This is a genomic window from Flavobacterium crocinum (assembly GCF_003122385.1).
Classification (GTDB): Bacteria; Bacteroidota; Bacteroidia; order Flavobacteriales; family Flavobacteriaceae; genus Flavobacterium; species Flavobacterium crocinum.
Genome location: NZ_CP029255.1, coordinates 5,167,851 through 5,184,395 on the forward strand (window position 1 = coordinate 5,167,851; position 16,545 = coordinate 5,184,395).

A 16,545-nucleotide genomic window follows, 5' to 3' on the forward strand; every position below is an offset into this window, starting at 1 on the left:
ATTTAATAAGTTTTTTTGTGGTTTCAAGTTTCAAATTTAAGTTGCCAAACTTTGTGAGCTTAACCGCAAAGTTCGCAAGGTTTTTCGCAAAGTACACAAGAAAAAACAAAGCTTTGCGAACCTCGCGTAGCTCTTTGCGAACTTTGCGGTTAAATTTTAAACCAGAAACAAAATTATTGCTGAATCTTAGAAGCCAATAAATAAATAACCGCCATTCTAATCGCAACACCATTCTCCACCTGATTCAAAATAACTGAATGATCAGAATCAGCCACTTCTGAAGTAATCTCTACTCCTCTGTTGATTGGTCCCGGGTGCATGATTACGATTTCTTTTCCAAGAGAATCCAAAAGCGGTTTATCTACTCCGTATTGCTGAGCATACTCGCGTGTTGATGGGAAGAAATTCACATCCATACGTTCGTTTTGTACGCGAAGCATATTCGCAACATCGCACCATTCTAAAGCTTTACGTAAATTCGGTTCAACCGTAACACCAAGCGATTCAATATATCTCGGAATCAATGTTTTGGGTCCGCAAACTTTTACTTCTGCGCCCTGCATCTGCAAAGCATATATGTTGGATAAGGCAACTCTCGAATGCAGAATATCGCCTACAATAACTACTTTTTTTCCGGCAACATCACCCAGCTTTTCTCTAATCGAATAACTATCTAACAAAGCCTGAGTTGGATGTTCATGCGCTCCATCTCCCGCATTTACGATACTCGCTTTGACATTTTTGGATAAAAAATAAGCCGCTCCGGGATTGGAGTGGCGCATTACAACCATATCCACTTTCATCGAAAGGATATTATTTACAGTATCAATCAGGGTTTCTCCTTTTTTAACGGATGATTGAGCTGCAGAAAAACTGATGACATCAGCAGATAAACGTTTCTGCGCTAATTCGAAAGAGAGTTTGGTTCTGGTACTGTTTTCGAAGAAAATATTGGCAATGGTAATATCTCGTAATGAAGGAACTTTTTTAATCGGTCGGTTAATGACTTCTTTAAAATGATCTGCCGTTTCAAAAATCAGGTTAATATCATTTTCGTTAATGTATTTTATTCCTAATAAATGATTTACGCTTAATTCTTTCATTGTTGTTTCTTTAATATTATTGGTCAAATTCCGAATGAAAAACGGGTTTCATTCCATGCTTCTTTAAAGAGCAGCTACTCTATTCAATCATTCTCTCTACAACTTCTCCATAATCCTGAAGGTCTCTCGAATCTTCATTATAAATCTGCTGCCATCTGAAATTTGGAATTTCAATTTTTCGAGAAGCAGTTTCTTCCCATTTTACCTCAAAACCATTATTTCTCAGAACTTCGGCAACTTTCTTTCCAACTTCAATTGTCGTTGCTGGATCAGAATTATCTACTTTTTGAAAAGCGATATACAAACTTGGATTTTCAGGATCAATCGCTCTCGCTAAATCTTGTTCGTGATAAAAACAATAGCCATTAGATGTAACTCCATTTTCACGAAGCTCTCTTTCTACCTCAACCACTTCATATTCGCCATCACTTGTAGTGTAACCTGCATTGTGAAGCGCTACGATATTCTGATCGCATAATTCATCAAACGCGATTATTAGTCTTTCAGTATCAGTCGGGCTTTTCCATTGTTTACTTTCTGCAAGTAACTTTTGGTATTCTTCGTCGATTTTTTCAAAAGCCCAAGCTTCTGAAATTTCTTCTTCAAATTCATTATCTTCAATTTCTTCCATGATGTTGTCTTTAATATCATCAACAGAAAGAAATCCCATTCTTACCTGGTTAAAAATTGATTCATAAATAAACTCTTCGTCCTCTGTCATGATTGTATTTTCAATTTTTAACGATTCATTTTAATTGGTAACCAAATGAACAACATCTTCACCATCATTTTCTTTCCAGCTTACAATTACCTTTTCTCCATTAATCGCATCTACCTGACGGCCTCTGTAATCTGGCTGAATAGGTAAATGACGGCTGAAACGTCTGTCAATTAAAACCAATAATTCAATTTCTGAAGGTCTTCCAAAAGACTGAATTGCTGTCAAAGCAGAACGAATGCTTCTTCCGGTAAACAAAACGTCATCGATAAAAATGACTTTTTTGTCTTCGACTATAAAATTAATTTGGGTTTTATTGGCTTCAAGCGGTTTATCAGTACGGCGGAAATCATCTCTAAAAAAAGTGATGTCCAGATAGCCTAAAGTAATTTCAGGAACCTTGTATTCGTTTTCTAATAATTGTTTTAAACGTTCCGCTAAATAAACACCTCTTGGCTGAATTCCAACCAAAATTGTATTAGAGAAATCAAGATGTTTTTCGATTAACTGACAAGCCAAACGATGGAGTATGATAGTAACTTCTTTCGAATTAAGTAATACTTTTTGACTCATAAGTGATTGTAATGTTTGGTTGCGCAAATATACGGAATCTGATTTTATTTGTTGGGGTGTTGGGGTTGGAAATATTTTTTGAATTCTTTAAACTTTTAATTAAAGCAAATCGCATATATGTAATATTCAAAATCATATTTTCAAAAATAAATCTTACCCTTATTAACAAGTTTAAACTTAAAATTTTACTTTAGCATTATTCAAAAAACATCTTCAAACATAACACAAATAATTATGAGCTTTTTTAAAAAACTATTTTCATCAAAAAAAGAACCAAATAACTACGGATCCAACCAAAGCCAAATCAATACTAAAGAATATTTCGATGATAGATATACCGAAGATATTATAGATCCAAAAATGTTAGAAGGCTGTTTGAAAATGATTGAAAGTTATTTTATAGATAACAAAATTGAAAGAAAAATTGAAACTCCAATTAATCATCCCACAAACTTAGATCAAGTAGACCAAGATGGTTTTGGCTTCTTATTATATTGTAAAGCTTTTCAAATTGAAGAATCTCAAGCTGCAATGTTTTTAGCTTATTCTTTTTCTGATTTTCTAATAAAGAAATATGATTTTAAATTATACATGGACTCTAAACCAGATTATCCTTTAAGAAGTATGACATTAAAATATGAAAAAGATGAAGTCTTTTTATCACTTTATCCTTTCGAATACACAACAAAAGTTTTAAATGGAAATTCAACATTTTCTGATTTGGTTGAAAAAATAAAAACTCAAATTGATGAGATGCCAGATCTTGAAGATCTTGCTAAAAATTCAGCTAATTAGAATTAAATTATTTAAAATTCCGTAGGAATGAACAATATTGTAGCAACGGATTTTAATCCTTTGAATGATTTCCACACACAAAATAAAGTTCCATCGGAACGATTCATATTATTGCGTGTAAAATGTACCGAACCTACGGCTCTTACTTTTGCTAAATTATTTTTAAACTGGATTAAAATCCAGCCCTACAATATGGATCGAGCCGATGGCTCTTTTTCAATTTCTTCGAAATCTAATCATCTCCAAATCCTAAAACATTTCCAAAAAATTCTATAACGCATTTTCCTGATTCGTGAAGTAATTTTAAGTATCAATTTAAAATATCAGAATCATGCAAAATAAAATACTAAGATTGTTAATGGTATTCATAATACTGTTTTCATTTACAAGCTGTGAATTAGTTGGAGACATTTTTAAAGCCGGAATGGGATTCGGAATATTTATCGTAATTTTTGTGGTTGCGATTATTATCTGGATTTTTGCTAAAATGTTCGGAAGTAAATAGTAGTAAAATAAACAAATAAAAAATCCCAAATTCCAATTTAAAACTTGGCGTTTGGGATTTTTATTTATGTAGAATAAAGTCCAATCTTTGTCGAGCTTCTTGCGAAGATTTGCTTCGCCTATTCGCTGCCGCTCGAGTCTCCCTTCGGTCGAAATTGACAAACTATGCGTGAAAGATATAGAATAGAAAATCCCAAATTCACAAAAATTGGAATTTGGGATTTTTAATATTGTAATTTAAAGACTAAAGATTGTACATCTTTTTTCTTTGTTCCTGAATCTTTTCATCATCAAGATATTCATCAAATGTCATGTAACGATCGATTACTCCGTTTGGAGTCAATTCTACGATTCTGTTACCAACAGTTTGTGCAAACTCGTGGTCATGCGTTGTGAAAATGACAGAACCTTTAAAGTTTTTCAATGAGTTGTTGAAAGCCGTAATAGACTCCAAATCTAAGTGGTTTGTAGGCTCGTCTAGCATTAAAACGTTTGCACGCTCCATCATCATTCTAGACAACATACAACGTACTTTTTCTCCTCCAGATAAAACTCTAGACGTTTTTAAAGCTTCTTCTCCAGAGAAAATCATTTTTCCTAAGAAACCTCTAATGAATACCTCATCACGCTCTTCTTCTGTTTTAGCGTACTGACGTAACCAGTCAACTAAACTCAAATCGTTTTCAAAATATTTGTGGTTTTCAGCTGGTAAATAAGCTTGATTTGTTGTAATTCCCCAGTCAAAAGTTCCTGCATCTGCTTTTTGCTCACCGTTTAAGATTTCGTAGAAAGCAGTTGTTGCACGTGAATCTTTAGAGAAAAGAACAATTTTATCGCCTTTTGCCATATTCAAATGAACATCTTTGAATAAAACTTCTCCATCTACAGAAGCTGCTAAACCTTCAACATTCAAAATCTGATCTCCAGCTTCACGATCCTGATCAAAAATAATTGCAGGATAACGACGGCTAGATGGTTTGATTTCAGAAATATTCAATTTCGAAATCATTTTTTTACGAGAAGTTGCTTGTTTTGATTTCGCCACGTTTGCACTAAAACGACGAATAAATTCTTCCAACTCTTGTTTCTTCTCTTCTGCTTTTTTGTTTTGCTGTGCACGCTGTTTTGCCGCTAATTGGCTAGACTCGTACCAAAACGTATAGTTTCCTGAATAGTGGTTGATTTTCCCGAAATCAATATCAGAAATATGTGTACAAACCGCATCTAAAAAGTGACGGTCGTGAGATACAACGATTACAGTATTTTCGTAGTTTGCCAGGAAGTTCTCTAACCAGGCGATTGTCTCGAAATCCAAATCGTTGGTAGGCTCATCCATAATCAATACATCAGGATTTCCAAAAAGTGCCTGCGCCAAAAGCACACGAACTTTCATTTTTCCTTCCATATCAGCCATTAAAGTATAATGATCTGCTTCTGTGATTCCTAAGTTAGACAACATTGATGCAGCATCAGAATCAGCATTCCATCCGTTCATTTCTTCAAATTGCACTTGTAACTCCCCTATTCTGTCTGCATTTGCATCATTATAATCTAAATAAAGTTCATCCATTTCTTTTTTAACAGCGTACAGAACTTTATTTCCCATTAAAACGGTTTCCAAAACAGTATGCTCGTCGAACATGTTGTGGTTCTGGTTTAAAACCGACATACGTTTTCCCGGCTCCAGATGAATATGACCGGAAGTTGGGTCCATATCGCCCGAAATAATTTTTAGAAATGTAGATTTTCCAGCACCATTGGCTCCAATAACGCCGTAAATATTTCCGTGAGTGAATGTGGTATTTACTTCGTCAAACAAAATTCGTTTGCCAAATTGAACTGATAAATTATTGACTGTTAACATGAATGTCTTTTTAATTAATTTGGTGCAAAAGTACGGAAAAAGGTTCAGAGTTGCAAAGGCACAAAGGTTCAAAGTTTTTTATGCTGGTGAGGGGTTTCTCGCAGAGTCGCAAAGGCGCAAATTTTTATTTTTTGAAGCTGATTACTGCGTAATCTTGTCATTTCGACGAAGGAAACCCGAGCAATAGCGAACTGGCGAAGCAAATCACACGCGGGATTCGACAAAGATTAGCGACATTCTATGCGGAGTTTCTAGTGCGATTTCTCCCTTCGGTCGAAATGACAAACTGTGCCTTTAATCTTCATTTTTACACATTGAATTAAAATTCAACTATCTGGAAAATCTAAATAATTCGATATTAATTTCAACTACTCGAAAAATTCGAATAGTTCAAAACTAAAATTTACTTTCCTTCGCCAAAGCCACTTCTAAACTCTCAAAATTTGGTAACACTTTCGAAATCAATCCTTTTTTGTTTAGAATAAAATGTGTTGGAAAAGAATTCAATTGCAACGATTCATTCATATATTCTTTCATATCTGGAATTACAGAATACGAAAGTGGTTTTCTAGCCAAAAATGTTTTTAATTGTTCTGGAGAATCTTCGGCTAGACTTATAAAAAGAATGTCTTTTCGGTCTTTATATGCTGAAACTAATTTATTGACTTGTGGAAACTCTTTTATGCATGGCGTGCAATGAATGTACCAGCATTTTATGACAATGATTTTCCCTTTCATGGATTCATTAGAAACCAAATTCCCCTCTAAATCTTTGAACGAAAATTTCGGAAAAGCGATACCTTCCATTTTATAGTTTTTATAAGCATCAAAGCCAATTTGATTAATTGTCGCTTTTATACTTGTATCTGTTTTGGGTTGAATTTTGAAGAGTTTATAATAATAAAACGAAGCATCTGATTTTAATCGGACAGGAATAAAATTTCCATTTGCTAACTGATCTAAAAAAGATTCTTTTGAAATTTCTTTTGAAGAAGTATCAAGAGCTGTAAAATCTCTCGAAAGCATTATATTTTTATTGTAAGCAGACCATTGTTCATAGTTTTTTTGAATCTGAACAGGATTGACTTCCGGATTTCCGAATTTAGCTTGAGCTGAACCCACAGAAAAGATAAAAAGGAATATAATTAGACTGAAAAATTTTGGCATGAATTCTAAAAAATATATTGGATTTCAAAAGTAGTCAAAATTTAGCAGGCTAATTTTCGTTGCTTCAATTTTAACTCAAAAGTTCGTTATTGTCTCTTCAGTTTAAACAATAACGAACTTATATTTGATTCACTTAATCTTTTAATTCTTAAGAGTTGGTAAAAAAGAAAGATCCATAGTATATTTTGATGGATTTTCCGGATCTATAAAAACTCTCATTGCATCTGTCTTGATAAAGTCAGTTGGATCAAACCAGATATTATCGCTTTTAAACACATACAACTCATTGTTTTTCGGATCCTGCCATTGACTGTAAATCTGAAAAGGATGTCTTCCGTTTGAAGAATAACCGGTATTTAGCTCTACCCCTGTAAATTTCGCAGAAACCGGTTTTCCTGTTTCACGTAAATTCTGTTTCTTTTTATTTTTCAGATAGCCAAACAGAAAAGCTAATGAACCAATCAAAAAGAAAATGGTTCCAAGAATCCCTAATATTAATGGCACTAGCCATAAAGTAGCAAATCCGTTAATACTAGCCTCTTTTGGTTCTGCAGGATCATATAACACTTCAACTGTTTCATCCACACTATAACTTGGAGGATTACTGCTTACAGAAGACGTAAAAGTAATTTCTTGTCCTGCTTTTGTTTTAAAATTTACTACCGGACAATATGTTGTGGAATTATCTGATCTTCTGGCAATCATTTCGATAACAGTTCCCTGCGCTTTTTCTGCTTTTTCCAAAAATGCTTTTTTAGAACTATAAGAATAAACAGCACCCGCCAACAAGCCGGCACCAACGATAGAAAATACAAGTTTAAAAATGGAAAATCCTTTCATTATTTTGAGTTTTATTAGTTGTCGTAAAAATAGCGTTAAAAGAGTTTCTTTCTAATGAATTGAGCATTTTTTAAACAAAAAAAATAGGTTTTATAAATACCCCTGTTTTGTTAAAAACAAAATAACAAATTGACTAAAGTTAATACATCATTTTGAAATAAATTTCGATTAAATAATCTATCAATTTTCCTACATTAGCTAAAAATTCTGATAAAAAAAAATGACCTTTCCTTTTCAGTTTGAAATCTTCGAAAAAACCTTTTATTGGCATGCTGTATTCGAAACTTTGGCATTTTTTATAGGCATAAGGGCTTACTATTTTCTAAGAAAGAGAACAACAGATTCTATTTCAGATATCAATCGTATCGTCATTATGCTTGGTGCTATGGTGGGCGCTCTGATCGGTTCAAGATTTATTGCTCTACTTGAAAATCCTGATGAAATTGCAAATCAGACTTTTCTATCCATTTTTCAGAATAAAACTGTTGCCGGCGGATTTTTGGGAGGTTTGTTTGGAGTTGAACTTTTCAAAAAAATTGTAGGTGTTAAAATCGCCTCAGGCGACATCTATGTTATTCCAATAATTATAGCTGTATTTATTGGAAGAATTGGCTGCTTTTCTATGGGGATTGCAGAACCTACTTATGGTAATGAAACCACCTTTTTTACCGGAATGAATTTAGGCGATGGATTGCTGAGGCATCCTGTAGCTTTATATGAAATGTTTTTTATGGTTTTTCTTTTTATCTTTTTTCAACAGATAAAAAATAAAGAAATGCTCAATGGCGATTGCTTTAAACTCTTTATGGTACTGTATTTTTTATTTCGTTTTTTAGTTGAATTTATAAAACCATATAAGCCTTTATTTTTAAATTTGAGCAGTATCCAATGGAGCTCTATTTTTATATTTGTTTATTACTATAAATTTATTGGTAGAATTCTTAGCATTAAAAATAAATAAAATCTTACTTTTACAATGTAACTTTTTTAGATGAAAACCCGCGACTATATATTTTACGATTATACTAAAAGCTTATGTCCGCATTGCTTGGATCTTGTTGATACTAAAATTGTATTTCAGAACGATAAAGTCTGGATGCTAAAACATTGCAGAAAACATGGTGAACTGAAGTCGATGATTGCTGACGATGTGGATTATTACAAGCAAATTCGGAACTATAATAAACAATCTGAAATGCCTTTGAAATTCAATACCAAAGTTCATTACGGATGTCCATACGATTGCGGATTATGTACAGATCACGAACAACATTCGTGTTTGACAATTGTAGAAGTTACAGATCGCTGCAACTTAACCTGTCCTACTTGTTATGCAAATTCTGCTCCTAATTATGGGAGACATCGAACGCTGGAAGAAATCGAAAAAATGTTTGATACTGTTGTGGCTAATGAAGGTGAACCAGACGTAGTACAGATTTCTGGAGGAGAACCAACTGTGCATCCTGATTTTTTTAAAATTTTGGATATTGCGAAAAGTAAACCGATTAAACATTTAATGCTGAATACAAACGGAATCAGAATTGCAAAAGACATTAAGTTTGTTGAAACGCTTGCTACCTATATGCCTGATTTTGAAATTTATCTCCAGTTCGACAGTTTTAAACCCGAAGTGCTACAAAAACTCCGTGGAGAAGATTTAACCGAAGTGCGCAAAAAAGCAATCGAACATTTAAATCAGTTTAATATTTCTACTACATTGGTAATCACGCTTCAAAAAGGTGAAAATGATGATGAAATTGGACAGATTATTGAATTTGCCTTAAAACAAAAATGTATTCGAGGCGTGACTTTTCAGCCCACTCAAGTCGCAGGGAGAAACGACAATTATGATGATGATTCGGGTCGAATAACTTTGACAGAAGTTCGCCGTAAAATTTATGAGCAGTATCCTCTTTTTACACCACAAGATTTGATTCCGGTTCCATGTAATCCAGATGCTTTGTGCATGGCTTATGCTTTAAAAATAGATGATGACGTTTTCCCAATGACTCATTTAATCAATCCAGAAGATTTATTGAACAACTCAAAAAATACAATTGTTTTTGAACATGATGAAAAATTAAAAACGCACATGTTAAATTTATTCAGCACCGGAATTTCTGTAGATTGTGCAGAAAACGAAATGAATGAATTAATGTGTTGTTTGCCAAGAGTGCAATCTGATACTTTAAACTATAATAATTTATTCAGAATTTTGATTATGAATTTTATGGATGCTCATGATTTTGATGTTCGCGCGGTTAAAAAATCGTGCGTGCACATTGTCAGCGACAAAATGAAAATTATTCCCTTTGAAACAATGAACTTATTTTATAGAGATCATAAAATTGATAAAATTAGGGAAAACATGAACTTAAACATTCTAAAATAAATTTACAATTATGGAAGGTTTATTATTTATTGGTTTTATTCTTGTCATCATGTTTCTAGTTGGTTTATTTGGTTTGATTTTTTCAAATGAAAACAGAAAACTCTTTTTAACACTTTTGCTTATTCCAATAGTTATTCTTGTAATAGGATTTGGCACTTGCGCCCTGATTATAAGTCAACTTTGATTTGAAGAATGATCTAAAAACATAATTATGAATGATTTTTTAATGACAATTGGGGGTTTTGCTGCTTTGGCCAGCTTTATTGGATTTTTTATTGGATTAGTACGTTTAATTTTTGTATCGGAAGATAAAAAGACTTCATTGAAAATTATTTTGTATTCTGTAATAGGATTCGTTGTTGGTTTTGGAACTTGTGCTGCCAACTTTTCATTAGGCGGCATGCATTAATAAAAAAACCTGACAACGAATTGTCAGGTTTATAAATGTCCTCATTTAGGTAAAAACCAAATAACAAATTACCCAAAGTCGGTACATTGTTTTTGAAATAAAATTTAGATTAAAAAATAAATAACCAAACTCAATTTTAACCCACCAAAAATTTTACCTCACTTAATTTTCATGAACTTTGTTATTAACTCTTGAAAATATATTTGATTCCGGTCATTTAAATCTGACCGGAAAAAATGTCTTTGTAAATATCTCTGCCAGAGTTCTTCCGGCAGAGACAGCTAATTTTAAATTAATAAAGGCAATAAATTACTAAACACTAATTCAAACTAATTTCACAATAATTTCTTCAAGCTATTATAAACAGCCAGTTCAACATCTGCATGATCTTTTGTATTACAATCTTCCACTAACTTTTTCAAATCGGCTACTTTCAAAGTCGATTTGTTATCTAAAACCAATAACAATTCCTGTGAAGCATCATTTAATTTTTTAGAAAGTGGTAATATTGGCTGTACTAACGGAGCATTGGCTCCCAGTTCTGTCAACTCTTTGTGTACCCCAATCCATTTATTGAAAAACCCTGTTACTTTGGCTTTGTTTTCAGGAGATTTATTGGCTAAATATTGACTTACTGCTGCATCAAATGCTAATGCATCTTTTGCATCCGGACCACATGCATCTGCGAACAAAGTAAACGGAGAATACATTTGATATTCTGTTCCGCCTTTGTTACGGGTGTACCCTTTTAATGGTTCGCTTACATATGAAAATTCTTCAAGTGCTTTAATATTTTGATTGTTTGCAATGTTTCTAAGAATTACATCTTTATTACGAATATGTGTAATTCCCAATTCTTCTAATCTAAAAGAAATAGTTTCTAAACGTTTGCGCATGTTCTCCACATCCGTAATATCTTCAGCAGACCAAAGTCTTTCTGCAATGGCAGCTGTTCTTGGCCAAAGTCTTGAGTCTATTGTTTCAGAAGTAACCAATTCTGTCCACATTGTAGCTTCACCACCCAGAATTCTTGCTTTTTCTTCTGTGGTTAAGTTTGCACCTTTTGGCATCGGATCATTTAAATAATGACTTGCAATTGGATACATTAAATCGATATAATATCCGTTTGATAAAACTGTTTTATATCCTTTTTTTACTGCATCAACTAAAGATTGTCCCGCAGTCATTCCTTCATTAGGACCTCTCCACGAATGGACAATCGCTTCTTTAGATAAATCTTTCGTTAAAATTTCTTCCCAGCCCATTAATTGTTTTCCGTGTTTTTTCAACATTGGAGCCAATTGCATGGTGAAATACGTTTGTAATTCGTGATTGGTTTTTAAATTGTGTTTCTTTTTAAACTCCTGAATTTTAGGGTTTGCATCCCAGTCTTTCCCTTCGTTTTCATCTCCTCCAATGTGGAAATAAGCTCCAGGGAATAACGGACAAACCTCATCAAAAACACCGCTTAAAATTTGGTATGTTTTAGGATTTGATGGATCTAATGTAGGAGAAAAAATCCCCGCATTTCTTTCAACTCCATAGGTAGCAATTGCTGTACCTTCAATATTTTTTTCGGATGTTCCTCCTGTCAGTGTAATCACTTTGCTTCCAATTTCAGGATAAGCAGTCAAAATAGCTGATCCGTGACCTGGAACATCTATTTCAGGAACAATTAAAATACCACGCTCATCGGCATATTTTACGATATTTTTAATTTCTTCCTGTGTATAATAAAGTCCATCTGAAGCCAATTCGATAAACTTTGTGTATTTTTTCATTTCGATTCGCCAGCCCTGGTCATCAACCAAATGCCAGTGAAAAACATTCATTTTCATTGCTGCCAATGCATCGATGTTTCTTTTGATTACATCAACCGGCTGAAAATGCCTTGAAGCATCAATCATTAAACCTCTCCAGGTAAATCTTGGGAAATCTGAAATTTTTGAAACTGGGAAATAATACGATGAGGCATTGTTATGAAGCATTTGCAATAATGTTTCCAAACCGTGCAAAGCACCTAAATCACTTGAAGCATTTAGGGTAATTTTATTTGAAGTAATATCTAAATGATAACTTTCGTCTTCATACAAACCAATTTTACCGCTCTTAGTACAATTGATTTGTAATTCTGCATTAGGAACTTCATTCAATTTTGTAATGTAACCTTGCTGAAAAAACATACCTGTTCTACCATCTAAACGGCGCAGAAAACGCGTTACTCCTCCAAAAATTCTCGGATTCGGATTACCGGTAACATTTACTTTAAAACTTTTGGTTAAGGCAAAATTACCGTCATTAATAACAACACTCTGAGGCCAGGGCATAAGATTGAGCTGCTCTTTTTTAACCTGAGCGCTTGCAGATAAGCCCGCAAACAATAGTACAAATAGATATTTCATTTTTCTTTTTTTTGGTTTGGATAGTTTTTAAGTATCCTAAATTTATTAAAAAAAACAAAATTCAGACCGATTTCTGCTTCACCTCACTTTCGCAATGAGATCAATCTGAATTTTGTATTCAATTCATTATCAAATGAATTGTAAAAAAATAGTTAGTAATCAAAACGTTTAAAGGCTTCTATCGCTTCATATTCGGCCAGACCTAATTCATCGTATAAAACGGCTGTATTTTTATTTCGGTCTTCCGCCCTAACCCAGAATTCTCTGGAATCATTTCCCTGAAACATAACTCTGTCTTTTTGAGACTGATGAAACAAAATAGCATGGCGTTTTAAAAGAACTTCTGAAGGACTTAACGGAACAGCCATGTCAATTTCATGAATATCCCATTCGTGCCACGCTCCTCTGTAAAGCCATAACCAGCAATCATTCATATAAGGTTCCGGTTTAAGTTCTTTTAAAGCAGCAAAAATGGCATTCAGGCATACTTCGTGTGTACCGTGGGGATCTGCCAAATCTCCTGCAGCAAAGACCTGATGCGGTTTTATTCTGGCAATAATCTCTTTTACAATTTCAATATCTTCCTGTCCTAACGGATTCTTTTTAACTTGTCCAGTTTCATAAAAAGGCAGATCCAAAAAGTGTGTATTGGCATCTTTCAGTCCAATATATCTGGTTGCTCCGTAAGATTCTCTTCTTCTGATAAGTCCTTTTAATTTTCGGACTTCCAAAGAATCAATTTGGTTTTCGGATTTATTGTTTAGAAAATCTATAACGGCTTTGAAATTGATATCCGCTTTTTCTTCACCCACAAAATCACTGGCTAATTCAGCAAATTTTAATGCTTCTTCATCAGAAACTGCAATATTTCCTGAGGTTTGATACACTACATGCACATCATGACCTTGTTTGATTAATTTAGAAAATGTTCCTCCCATAGAAATCACATCATCATCCGGATGCGGACTAAAAAGGATTACTCTCTTTTTTGCCGGATTTGCTCTTTCTGGGCGATGCGAATCATCTGTATTTGGTTTTCCTCCCGGCCATCCGGTAATGGTATGCTGTAAAATATTGAACATATTAATATTCATATCATAAGCAGAACCTTCCTGAGCCAGAAGATCAGACATTCCGTTGTTATTGTAATCACGATCGGTCAATTTCAAAATAGACTGTTTCGTTTTTTGGCACAACCAAACGATTGCTTTGCTTTTTAATTCAGGTGTCCAAAGACACTCTCCTACTAACCATGGCGTTTTAAAACGGGTTAATTCTGAAGCTGCAGACTGATCTAAAACAAAAGTAGCATTTGGATGATTTTGCAAAAATGTCGCCGGAACTTCTGAACTGATATCTCCCTGAATGGTTCTTTTAATAATATCTGCTTTATTTTGTCCCCACGCCATCAAAACAATACGCTTTGATCTCATGATGGTTGAAACTCCCATTGTTATGGCACGTTTCGGCACATTATCAATACCGTTAAAAGCAGATGAAGCATCAACTCTTGTAATGTGGTCTAAAGTAATAATTCGGGTTCCGGAATTAATATGCGAACCTGGTTCGTTAAAACCAACGTGACCTGTACGCCCAATTCCTAATAATTGAAAATCAAGACCTCCTGCGCTTTTAATATTCATCTCGTAATCGATACAATATTGATTGATTTCTTCAATTGCAACAGTACCGTCCGGAATATTAATGTTTTCAGGTTTGATATCAATGTGATTAAAAAGATGCTCATGCATGAAATAGTGATAACTCTGATTGTTCTCTTTCGTCATTGGATAATACTCATCCAAATTAAAAGTGATTACATTGCTAAAACTAAGTCCTTCTTCTCTGTGCATTCGTACCAGTTCTTCATAAACTTTTATAGGAGAAGAGCCTGTAGCCAAACCTAAAACACAAGCTTTATTTTTCTCCTGTTTAGATCGAATCAGCTGCGCAATTTCCTGTGCTACTATTACAGAAGCTTCAACAGAATTTTTGAAGATTTCGTTATGAATTTTTTCAAATCGGGTTTCTTCAAATTTTCCTGCGCTTTTGTAACTAATATCAGGTTTTATGTCTAAAGCACTTTTCATTTCTTTTCTTTTTTGTAGTAATTATCATTTTGATTTTAAGAATGGTATAGACAGCAAACACCGCCTATACCATTACTACTAACCAAACTTACTATTCTTGTTTTTTTTTAGAAATTTGGAGCATTAACATCCCACCAAGTTCTTGTTCCTCCGTTATCTGGCCCGTTAAGTTTTGAAATACCTGTTTTAAGACCGTCTGGATTTCCGTCTTTTTCAGTAGATACAAAGTTTATTCTTCTTACACCAAACTCAGTTGTGATTGCACCAGCACTTTGATTGTTAAGAATTGGCAATAATTTAGGATAACCAGTTCTGCGGTGTTCAGCCCAAGCTTCCATACCGTCAGGGAAATTAGCAATCCATTTTTGAGTAATGATTTTTTGCAATTTCACTTCGTTACTTGCAGTTTCATCCCAAGCAACAGTTACTTTATTTACAGCTAAACCGCTATTAAATGGAGCAACTGGATCTACGTAATCTTTAGCTGTTTTTACATTATTTGCAATATAGTCAGCAGCACCACCTACCGAAAGCTGTTCAAAAGAAGCCGTAATACCTGCTTTGTATAATGTCGCAGCATCACCGCCCATATTCCAACCTCTTAAAGCTCCTTCTGCTCTCAAGAAGTAAATCTCAGCAGCGTTTAACCAAACAACTTGTTTGTCTTCATCTATTATCTTACCAAAATTCGAAAAATTAATGTGTTTTGACTTATCGCCAAGATTACCACCAGTACGGATTCCTTTATATTCTCCAGGAAACTCTTCTGAAGTTTTAAAATAAACACTTATTCTAGGATCATTATACCCTCCCATGATAGACTCCATATCTGCAGACATACGGCTATCATTATATTCATAAGCTGCAACTCTAAGTGGGTGTTGCGAAACATCTTTATTCACAATAAAGCTGTCTGCATTTACTGTCATTACGCCAAATTTTTGGCTAACTGCTTTTTCAGCTTCCGCTTTAGCTAATGTTGGATTTGCTTTTACAATACGCATTGCTAATCTTAAACGTAAAGAGTTTGCATATCTAACCCATTTTGTATAGTCTCCTTTATAAGTCGAACGATCGATTTTTGTAAAAGAACTTGCTTCTCCTGCATCAATTCTTTTTGTTAATTCTGCAACAGCAAAATCTAAATCTTTAAACATTAAACCATAAGCCTCTTCTTGAGAATCATAACCGATTGCTGCATCTGTAGTACCTAATTTAGAATAAACTATTGGTCCCCAAGAATCGGCAGCTTTATGTAAAGTCTGTACTTTTACTATTGTTGCCAAAGCATAAAACTCATCATATTTACCTTTAGATGCAGCTTCAACTTTTAAGTAATTTGCCATTACTTGCGTGTAAATAGCTTCCCAGCCCCAAAGGTTCCAGTTATCAGAAAGTGCATAAGAAAGATTATTATTACCATCAAAACCTGGTGCTGTAGTATATCCACCCCAAGTGTTACCCGATAAATCAATAGCTACTTGATATTTCCAACCTGGCACATTTACCATCACATTGTCAAACATTGTAGTAAAAGGACCTTTAATATGATTAAAGTCTTGCGTTAGTTCCTCTTGTGTAAAACCATCAGGATTACTATTAATCTCGTCAAAATTATCTGTACAACCAACTAAAGCCAAAAGACCAAGACAGATTAGTGATTTTTTTATATTATTTGTTTTCATGAT

Annotated in this window: 15 protein-coding genes; 6 read left to right on the forward strand and 9 right to left on the reverse strand. The window is 33.9% G+C overall.

Going from position 1 to position 16,545, the window contains the following annotated elements:
* Nucleotides 1-173: 173 nt before the first annotated feature.
* The 3 genes from HYN56_RS21890 to pyrR form a co-directional block, all read right to left on the reverse strand.
* Nucleotides 174-1,103, reverse strand: a complete 930-nt coding sequence (locus HYN56_RS21890) for an aspartate carbamoyltransferase catalytic subunit (protein ID WP_109194141.1) — start codon at nucleotides 1,101-1,103, stop codon at nucleotides 174-176.
* 79 nt (nucleotides 1,104-1,182) lie between these two features.
* Nucleotides 1,183-1,824 (reverse strand): DUF6891 domain-containing protein, encoded by a 642-nt coding sequence (locus HYN56_RS21895; RefSeq protein ID WP_109194142.1) that lies wholly within the window; start codon nucleotides 1,822-1,824, stop codon nucleotides 1,183-1,185.
* A 30-nt stretch (nucleotides 1,825-1,854) separates the two neighbouring features.
* On the reverse strand, nucleotides 1,855-2,394 hold the full coding sequence (pyrR, locus tag HYN56_RS21900; RefSeq protein WP_109194143.1) for a bifunctional pyr operon transcriptional regulator/uracil phosphoribosyltransferase PyrR: 540 nt from the start codon (nucleotides 2,392-2,394) through the stop codon (nucleotides 1,855-1,857).
* 234 nt (nucleotides 2,395-2,628) lie between these two features.
* Here pyrR and HYN56_RS21905 point away from each other — a divergent pair, with 234 nt between their 5' ends.
* The 3 genes from HYN56_RS21905 to HYN56_RS25120 are packed head-to-tail and all read left to right on the forward strand — an operon-like array spanning nucleotide 2,629 to nucleotide 3,694.
* Entirely contained in the window at nucleotides 2,629-3,189 is a 561-nt protein-coding gene (locus HYN56_RS21905) for a hypothetical protein (protein ID WP_109194144.1), read from the forward strand.
* Between the two features lie 27 nt (nucleotides 3,190-3,216).
* A complete protein-coding gene (locus tag HYN56_RS21910; RefSeq protein ID WP_109194145.1) occupies nucleotides 3,217-3,465 on the forward strand; it encodes a hypothetical protein in 249 nt (82 codons plus the stop codon).
* A gap of 55 nt (nucleotides 3,466-3,520) precedes the next feature.
* Nucleotides 3,521-3,694 (forward strand): hypothetical protein, encoded by a 174-nt coding sequence (locus tag HYN56_RS25120; RefSeq protein WP_167398340.1) that lies wholly within the window; start codon nucleotides 3,521-3,523, stop codon nucleotides 3,692-3,694.
* A 243-nt stretch (nucleotides 3,695-3,937) separates the two neighbouring features.
* Here the strand turns inward: HYN56_RS25120 and HYN56_RS21915 are convergent, their stop codons facing one another.
* The 3 genes from HYN56_RS21915 to HYN56_RS21930 form a co-directional block, all read right to left on the reverse strand.
* Nucleotides 3,938-5,557, reverse strand: coding sequence for an ABC-F family ATP-binding cassette domain-containing protein (locus HYN56_RS21915; RefSeq protein ID WP_109194146.1), 1,620 nt, complete (start codon nucleotides 5,555-5,557; stop codon nucleotides 3,938-3,940).
* 396 nt (nucleotides 5,558-5,953) lie between these two features.
* Entirely contained in the window at nucleotides 5,954-6,724 is a 771-nt protein-coding gene (locus HYN56_RS21925; protein WP_109194148.1) for a TlpA family protein disulfide reductase, read from the reverse strand.
* Nucleotides 6,725-6,865: 141 nt separating this feature from the next.
* The gene (locus tag HYN56_RS21930; RefSeq protein ID WP_109194149.1) at nucleotides 6,866-7,564 is read right to left on the reverse strand and encodes a DUF3592 domain-containing protein; all 699 of its coding nucleotides are present in this window, start codon (nucleotides 7,562-7,564) and stop codon (nucleotides 6,866-6,868) included.
* Nucleotides 7,565-7,784: 220 nt separating this feature from the next.
* Here HYN56_RS21930 and HYN56_RS21935 point away from each other — a divergent pair, with 220 nt between their 5' ends.
* The 3 genes from HYN56_RS21935 to HYN56_RS21945 all read left to right on the forward strand — a co-directional run bounded on the left by HYN56_RS21935 (nucleotide 7,785) and on the right by HYN56_RS21945 (nucleotide 10,365).
* Complete coding sequence (locus tag HYN56_RS21935) at nucleotides 7,785-8,525, forward strand: prolipoprotein diacylglyceryl transferase (protein WP_109194150.1); 741 nt, start codon at nucleotides 7,785-7,787, stop codon at nucleotides 8,523-8,525.
* A 30-nt stretch (nucleotides 8,526-8,555) separates the two neighbouring features.
* Nucleotides 8,556-9,956 carry a radical SAM protein gene (locus tag HYN56_RS21940; protein ID WP_109194151.1) on the forward strand — a complete coding sequence of 467 codons (1,401 nt, stop codon included), beginning with the start codon at nucleotides 8,556-8,558 and terminating at the stop codon, nucleotides 9,954-9,956.
* A gap of 211 nt (nucleotides 9,957-10,167) precedes the next feature.
* Nucleotides 10,168-10,365 carry a hypothetical protein gene (locus tag HYN56_RS21945; protein WP_109194152.1) on the forward strand — a complete coding sequence of 66 codons (198 nt, stop codon included), beginning with the start codon at nucleotides 10,168-10,170 and terminating at the stop codon, nucleotides 10,363-10,365.
* Between the two features lie 335 nt (nucleotides 10,366-10,700).
* On the opposite strand, the gene HYN56_RS21950 is transcribed toward HYN56_RS21945, so the two are convergent.
* The 3 genes from HYN56_RS21950 to HYN56_RS21960 form a co-directional block, all read right to left on the reverse strand.
* Nucleotides 10,701-12,767, reverse strand: a complete 2,067-nt coding sequence (locus tag HYN56_RS21950; protein WP_109194153.1) for a beta-N-acetylhexosaminidase — start codon at nucleotides 12,765-12,767, stop codon at nucleotides 10,701-10,703.
* Between the two features lie 152 nt (nucleotides 12,768-12,919).
* Nucleotides 12,920-14,857 carry a glucosamine-6-phosphate deaminase gene (gene nagB, locus HYN56_RS21955; RefSeq protein ID WP_109194154.1) on the reverse strand — a complete coding sequence of 646 codons (1,938 nt, stop codon included), beginning with the start codon at nucleotides 14,855-14,857 and terminating at the stop codon, nucleotides 12,920-12,922.
* A 107-nt stretch (nucleotides 14,858-14,964) separates the two neighbouring features.
* The gene (locus tag HYN56_RS21960; RefSeq protein WP_109194155.1) at nucleotides 14,965-16,542 is read right to left on the reverse strand and encodes a RagB/SusD family nutrient uptake outer membrane protein; all 1,578 of its coding nucleotides are present in this window, start codon (nucleotides 16,540-16,542) and stop codon (nucleotides 14,965-14,967) included.
* Nucleotides 16,543-16,545 lie beyond the last annotated feature (3 nt).

Bases quoted from the DNA above. Each gene is read 5' to 3' on its own strand.
- HYN56_RS21960 (WP_109194155.1), bottom strand. From the start codon at position 16,542: ATGAAAACAAATAATATAAAAAAATCACTAATCTGTCTTGGTCTTTTG.
- HYN56_RS21925 (WP_109194148.1), bottom strand. From the start codon at position 6,724: ATGCCAAAATTTTTCAGTCTAATTATATTCCTTTTTATCTTTTCTGTG.
- pyrR (WP_109194143.1), bottom strand. From the start codon at position 2,394: ATGAGTCAAAAAGTATTACTTAATTCGAAAGAAGTTACTATCATACTC.
- nagB (WP_109194154.1), bottom strand. From the start codon at position 14,857: ATGAAAAGTGCTTTAGACATAAAACCTGATATTAGTTACAAAAGCGCA.
- HYN56_RS21935 (WP_109194150.1), top strand. From the start codon at position 7,785: ATGACCTTTCCTTTTCAGTTTGAAATCTTCGAAAAAACCTTTTATTGG.
- HYN56_RS21945 (WP_109194152.1), top strand. From the start codon at position 10,168: ATGAATGATTTTTTAATGACAATTGGGGGTTTTGCTGCTTTGGCCAGC.
- HYN56_RS21915 (WP_109194146.1), bottom strand. From the start codon at position 5,557: ATGTTAACAGTCAATAATTTATCAGTTCAATTTGGCAAACGAATTTTG.
- HYN56_RS21930 (WP_109194149.1), bottom strand. From the start codon at position 7,564: ATGAAAGGATTTTCCATTTTTAAACTTGTATTTTCTATCGTTGGTGCC.
- HYN56_RS21950 (WP_109194153.1), bottom strand. From the start codon at position 12,767: ATGAAATATCTATTTGTACTATTGTTTGCGGGCTTATCTGCAAGCGCT.
- HYN56_RS21910 (WP_109194145.1), top strand. From the start codon at position 3,217: ATGAACAATATTGTAGCAACGGATTTTAATCCTTTGAATGATTTCCAC.
- HYN56_RS21940 (WP_109194151.1), top strand. From the start codon at position 8,556: ATGAAAACCCGCGACTATATATTTTACGATTATACTAAAAGCTTATGT.
- HYN56_RS25120 (WP_167398340.1), top strand. From the start codon at position 3,521: ATGCAAAATAAAATACTAAGATTGTTAATGGTATTCATAATACTGTTT.
- HYN56_RS21905 (WP_109194144.1), top strand. From the start codon at position 2,629: ATGAGCTTTTTTAAAAAACTATTTTCATCAAAAAAAGAACCAAATAAC.
- HYN56_RS21895 (WP_109194142.1), bottom strand. From the start codon at position 1,824: ATGACAGAGGACGAAGAGTTTATTTATGAATCAATTTTTAACCAGGTA.
- HYN56_RS21890 (WP_109194141.1), bottom strand. From the start codon at position 1,103: ATGAAAGAATTAAGCGTAAATCATTTATTAGGAATAAAATACATTAAC.